This is a genomic window from Acaryochloris sp. IP29b_bin.137 (genome assembly GCF_028285745.1).
GTDB lineage: Bacteria > Cyanobacteriota > Cyanobacteriia > Thermosynechococcales > Thermosynechococcaceae > Acaryochloris.
The window spans coordinates 1-6703 of sequence record NZ_JANQOP010000266.1; the positions used below are offsets into that span (position 1 = coordinate 1).

Here is a 6703-nt window from a genome sequence, read left to right on the forward strand (position 1 = left end):
GTTACGGCCTCAATGGAAACGGGATAGTTTTCGAACACCAATAGGCTCTCAAACAGAGGTGAGCCACTGGGAATATCACTCCAAGATTGCAAGTCGGTAAGGGCACTATAGCCATAGGCTTCTCGATCGCGCTGTTCCTGCTGCAGCTCCTGTAGCCACTGGAGTAGAGAGGCATCTGACGGGACGTGAGATCGCAGCGGCACCGTATTGATAAACAATCCCACCATTGACTCAATCCCAGCCAAAATGGGGGGGCGGCCCGACACTGTAATGCCAAACAGAACATCTGATTGGCCGCTGTAACGGCTTAGAATGATTGCCCACACCCCTTGAAATAATGTGTTGAGCGTGAGGCGCGATCGCTGGGCAAATGCCTGCAGATCTGCAGACAATGCGGCCGTCAACTGAGACTGCTGTTCTCCAAATGATGAGTGGCCTTGAAGGGGGGCAGCCCGATCAATTCCTAGCGGGGTTGGCGCTTCAAATCCACTGAGAATCTGACGCCAGTAGTTTTCGGATTGGGTCTGATCCTGCTGTTGCAGCCAGACAATATAGTCTTTGTAGAGTTTCGGTGGCAGCAGCTGTAAGGTCGAATCTTCCCGGATGGAGCGGTAAATTGCCAGTACATCCTTAACCAGAACACCATTGCACCAGCCATCCATTAGCAGATGGTGGTAACTCCAAATAAAGCGATAGAGATCCGGTGAAAGCTGTAGCAATGCACAGCGCATCAATGGGGCCTGATCCAATTGGAAGCCTTGGGCCCGATCTTGAGCCAACAATGCCTCCAGCTTCGCGGCCTGTTGAGCTGGAGTCAGGGCTTGCCAGTCTTCGACAATCCATGGTAGTGCCACTGTGTCGTACACCACCTGTAGTGGCTGATCAGCCTCCTGCCAGTGGAAGTCTGTTCGCAAAACATCGTAGCGATCGACCACCTGCTGCCAGGCCTGCATAAAGGCATCACAGTCAAGAGTTCCCTGGAGCAAACAATGGCGCTGCTCGAAATAAATCCCAGTGTCCGGCGCAAAGAGCGTGTGGAAAAGCATTCCCTGCTGGGTGGGAGACAGTTCGTAAATATCTAGAACCTGAGCCATGGCTACCGCCTCCCCTTAGCTTGCAGCTTGGTCATGAGCTGATTGAGCTGCCGTGTATCGACCCGAGCGGCAGTAAAATCAGAGCGAGAAGTTTGATTCGGTTGCTGACCATCAGCAATCAATGACTTGAGGTTGTTAATGTAGCGTTGTGACAATTGTGTCAGGGTGCTGTGCCGATATAGTTTCCGACTGTAACGCCAAGTCACATGCAGTTGCTCCCCTCGAATCAGAGCAATTATCTCTAGGCGATAGCGGCAGTGGCTGTCAGGACTGCGCATCGCCGACACAGCTTCAGGAGCCAGTCCTAAAATAAAGCCATCGGGTTCAGGTACTTTCAGTTCTCCCAGATAGTTAAAGCTCACTTCCGCTGGTGATTTCAGAGGAGGCCCTGGGGATGCAGGTGGAGAAGGTAGCCACTCACTGGCACGCAACACACCAAATCCGACGCCCTGATTGGGCACTTGCTGTAACTGAGTCTGCACATAGTTAAGCTGATCCAGTCCAGACCCCGGCGGTAACGAGAGTTGAATCGGATACAGGGCCGTAAACCAACCCACCGTGCGGGATAGATCCAGACCATCATCCAAAACATGGCGACCGTGCCCCTCCAAATCCACAGTGACCGAACTATGGCGACTCCATTGGGTCAGTGTTTGTCCCAAGGCTGTCAGCAATATGGACTGAATCGGTAGTTTTAAGGTTTTGAGGTGATGGGTTTGGTCAGCCTCCAAAATTAGCGTTATTTCCTCGTGATCGGCAATGGTGTTGGAGCCCTGCTTATAATCGACAGGCAGTGTCGGAGCCGTTTCACAGACTACCGACCAATAGGAATATTCATCTGCAAACCGCAGCCCCTGTAGATGGCGGGTCCAGTCACCAAATGCAGTTGTTTTCGGCGCTAGGGAAGGGACCTGTTGTCTAGAGAGCTGCCCATAGAGCGTCAGCAAGTCAGCCAAAATAACGCGCCATGATACACCGTCCACCACCAGATGGTGAGCCACCAGCAGTAAACGATAGTTGTCCACCGAGCGTAGGAGTGCGCCCCGAAAGAGAGGACCATTGGTTACGTCCAGGCTACTCTGCAGTGTCGCAACCGGATCCGAACCAGCATGCGCCTCTAAGATTAGATCGACAACCTCAAAGGGAACGACTTCAGGGGCAGAATATGCTTGATGCCATCCTGATTCAGTGGGTTTAAACCTCAGACGCAACGCATCGTGGTGGTGGGCAAGATGCTGGAGTGCGGCCTCTAGGTGATCAATATTCACCTCTGGATCTACCACAACCATCAGGGATTGATTGTAGTGATGAGGGTTTGCATATTGCTGTTTAAAAAAGTCCCACTGGATCGGACTGAGGGGCGCATCGCCCTCAAGCACAGCATCATCAACCGCCATCTGCTGTTCCGCTACAACGGCTTGTGAGGCAATGGTCTGATGGTGGAAGAGTTGGGCTGGGGTCAGATGTAAGCCTTGCTGATGGGCTTTGGCCACAATTTGCATTGCGGTGATCGAATCGCCTCCCAGGTCAAAAAAGTTGTCGTGGATGCTCAGATCATCACGACCTAAAATCTGTTGCCAAATGGTTGAAAGGATAGATTCTTTCTCAGTTTGTGGAAGCACCTGATCCTGCACACCCATTACCACTTTCGGAGTTGGTAAAGCGTGGCGATCCACTTTTCCATTGGCGGTAAGCGGTAATAGGTCTAGGCGAATAAAGTGCGTAGGTACCATATACGCCGGTAAAGCCTGGTGCAATTGCAGGCGCAGTTCTGCTGAGAGCTGGGTATCGACGGCATTTGGAGCAACGACGTAAGCAACTAATGTTGGACGTTGGCTGACTTTCGATAGTAAAACTATGGCCTGCTCGACCTGGGGATGTTCACAGAGCAACGCCTCAATCTCACCCGGCTCGATTCGGAACCCGTGTAACTTAACTTGCTCATCAATACGCCCGAGATAGTCGAGGACTCCATCAGGGCGGTAGCATACCTGATCGCCAGTTCGATAAAGGGTGAGTACTGGGTTCTCTACAGTAGCAAAGGGATTTGGAATAAACCGTTCCGCTGTCAATTCAGGCCTATTTAGGTAGCCTCGGGCAACGCCAGCCCCTCCGATATATAGCTCGCCTGGAACACCAATCGGCACTGAGTCGAAATATTCATCCAAAACGTAGAGCTGAGCGCCGTGAATCGGGTGGCCAATGGGTATCCGATCCTGATCGGTCGGGCTAACCCAATGCACACAGCAGCCAACCACTGCTTCCGTGGGACCATATTCGTTGACTAAAGCGACGTCCGGATATTGAGATCGCCAAACTGCAACATGGTGAGCCTGTAGGGCTTCGCCCCCAATGATTAAGGCCTTAGGTAAAAGATCTGCGGCTAGCCCCTGTACCTTCAAGAGTGGCTGCAGGGCACTTAGATGAGCGGGGGTAAGCTTTATTAGGCTGACACCTGCCATCAACGCGGTCTGAATGGACTCAATGTCTGAGGCTCCTAAGCCCAAAATTAAGGACTGACCGGATAGTAACGGGGCAAACAGGCTGGTAATCGTAGCATCAAATCCGATTGAGGATTGAACCGGCACCCCCTTCCCTTGAGTCAATGGATAGGATGCCAAGCACCAGTCGAGATAGTTGATCAACCCTCTGTGCTCGATCAAAGTTCCCTTGGGCTTACCAGTGGAGCCTGGGGTGTAGATTACGTAGGCCAGATTAGTTGGGACAATTTGAGTCGGTAAATTGTTCTGAGATTGTGTCGCAAGTATCGTTCGATCCTGCGACAAGCTGAGCAAGGTGACTGGATGAGACTCAGACCTTAACAGGTTGAATTCATCGCTAGGCACAATCAACACATCTGGCGCTGCGTCATCCACCATATATTGCAGCCGAGCCGAGGGCAGCATGGGATCTAAGGGCACATAGGCACCGCCTGCTTTCAGTGTGGCCAGCAACGCCACGATTAAGTCAATGCCAGGGTCTAAACAAACCCCCACCAGATGATCAGGCCCAATCCCCTCAGACTGAAGCCAGTGGGCCAGTTGATTTGCTCGCTGGTTCAATGCCTGATACGTCAAGGTTTGATCAGGCGTGCGCAGGGCTATCGCATCTGGTGTTTGTTCAACCTGTTGCTCAAACCGCTGCGGAAAACATTGAATCGGTGCTGTAACTTTTCCTTGGCCCCATTCCTTAAGCTGCTGACGTTCAGGCCAAGGGAGAATCGGTAGTTGGGCAATGGAAGCCTCTGGATGGGTCAGTACGGATTCTGTAAGTTTCTGAAAATGTTTGAGCATGTGTTGGACGAAATCGCTCTCGAACAAGGCAGTTCGATATTCAACCCCAATCAGCAGCGAATCGTCGCGCTCGATTACGTGCCAGCTCATATCAAACTTGGTTTGATTTAGCTCTACCCAACTCTGAATTAGCGATAAACCAGGCATATCCAAGGCCAACTGCTCAGCATTCTGGAGCTGGTAGCCGCTTTGAACTTGGAACATCACCTGAAAAAGAGGATTCTGACCGGGTACCCGCTCAACCCCCAAAATATCCAATACCTCAGCGAAAGGAACATCCTGATGTTGCAGGGCATCAGCCACTGTGGTTCGTATCTGCTGCAGCCAGTCCATAAAAGTGGGATAGCCCGTCAGTTGGGTTCGAAGGACCAAGGTATTGACAAAAAAGCCAATTAGTTGCTCTACGTCGGCACGACTCCGTCCCGCAACGGGAACGCCAACCGCAATATCTCGTTGACCACTGTAGCGATGGAGTAGCAACTTAAAAACGGCCAGTAAGACCATAAACAAAGTGGCTCCTGACCGTTGTCCAAAACGCTTAATCGCTTGAGTTTGGTCAGTTGAAAAAGTGCAGGTGAGTGTGCGGCTGGAAAAATCAATGGCAGGAGAGTTATTGCCAAGAGTAGACCCAGAAGGAGTACCGGGCAAACTTAGGGGAGTTAAATGGGTAAGTTGCTGCTTCCAGTGGTCAAGATGAACTTGGTAGTCAGGTTGCTGTGATTGTTGCCGTTGTTGCAAAACAAAATCAGCATATTGCAATGGCAGTGCGGGCAAATCAACTGACTCACCAACAGCAAAAGCACGATAATGAGTGGCTAATTCTTGGAGCAGCACGCCACGGGACCAACCATCGGCAATCAAGTGATGGAGGATCAAAATCAGCTTAAATTGTTTGTCCTGGATCTGAAACAGATGGGCGCGAATTAGCGGTCCAGTCGCTAAATTAAAGGGTTGATGAGCGAGATGCTGCTGCCAAGTTCTAACTTCAGTAGAAATATTGGACGTTGATCTTAGATCGACAACAGGGACTTCCAGTAACAGTTCCGGTAGAACCGCTTGAAAAGGCTTGCTATCTCGCTGTTTGAACACCGTTCTGAGGGACTCATGGCGGCAGATGATGGCTTGTAGGCTTTGAGTCAACGCATCTATATTCAAATTACCGTTGAGCTGAAGTGTAATGGCAATATGGTAAGCACAGGTTTCAGGGTAGAGCTGATGTACGACCCAGAGATGCTGTTGAGACGACGACAGTGGCAGTTGCTCTGGGCGAGGTGCGACTTGAATGTCCTTACCCACAACCTCATCCCACTCAATTCCTTTGTCAGCAAGTTGCTGACGCAAAAGCTGCTGCTTTTCAGAGGAAAGGGATGCAATTCGTGATCGGAGGGTTGAGGGGTTAGCGGCCATAGTGCTTATTCCATGATTGGTTTTGCCATTTATCGACCAAGGGATTCCCTTAAAATGGCTGTTACTGAAGTTGTCTTACGCTGTGACCATAGATTGGGGCTCAGTCGTTAACTTCCTGAGCTGATTGAGGTAGGGCAAGGCGCTCATTACAGCATCAAAATCTTGAACAAAATCGATTAAACAAGCAATTTCATTGACGCCTGCTTGGTGTAATTTTTGAATAAAAGGTTGACAGCTTTCCGGTGTCCCAATTAATGAACGACCCTTCATGAAACCTTCTACGCCAAATAATAACAAACTATCAAGATCATCTTCAGAAAAGTCAGATAAACTTACATTTAAACCCATGCCTTTGGCTAAATTCTCAAGTAGTCCATAGTGGGTTTTTAAATAATCACAAAAAGGTTGGCGAATGTCTTCTTTAACCTGCTCGCTATCTGCACCTAAAAATGTGTGTATCATCATCGAAACGGTTCTAGTTTGAGCGTCGTGACCATGTTTCGTTAGCGATTCCCTATAACGCTGAATTTTAGGGGCCACCTGGTCAAGGGTTTCACCCAGCAAGGACGTTAAAACATTAGCCCCTAAACGTCCGGCCTCAATAAAGGTTTCCATTGATTGGCAAGTCACCCAAATGGGTAATTGGGGTTGTTTGGGTTTGGGCAACGTTTTAGCGTCTACTTGGCGTCCAGTGGCATCGGCAAATGCTACCGATTCTCCTTGCCAAAGCTTTTGGACGGCTCTTATGCCTTGCCACATGACGGTTTTGCGACTCCCATGGGGGTCTCGAGATAAAATAAATTCGTCCATCGTCCAGCCCGAAGCAAAGGCGATCGCCACCCGTCCTCCAGACAGTTGATCGACTACGGCCCAATCCTCAGCCACCCGGACTGGATGATGTAGGGGTAG

Annotated in this window: 3 protein-coding genes; all 3 read right to left on the reverse strand. The window is 50.3% G+C overall.

Features of this window, described 5'->3' with window-relative positions; all coding sequences use genetic code 11:
• Positions 1-1094, reverse strand: a 1094-nt coding sequence (locus tag Q0991_RS18960; RefSeq protein WP_299491399.1) for a condensation domain-containing protein, incomplete at its 3' end; no start/stop codon positions are given.
• A 2-nt stretch (positions 1095-1096) separates the two neighbouring features.
• The gene (locus Q0991_RS18965) at positions 1097-5794 is read right to left on the reverse strand and encodes a non-ribosomal peptide synthetase (RefSeq protein WP_299491402.1); all 4698 of its coding nucleotides are present in this window, start codon (positions 5792-5794) and stop codon (positions 1097-1099) included.
• 75 nt (positions 5795-5869) lie between these two features.
• On the reverse strand, positions 5870-6703 hold an 834-nt coding region (locus tag Q0991_RS18970; RefSeq protein WP_299491404.1), incomplete at its 5' end, for a MupA/Atu3671 family FMN-dependent luciferase-like monooxygenase.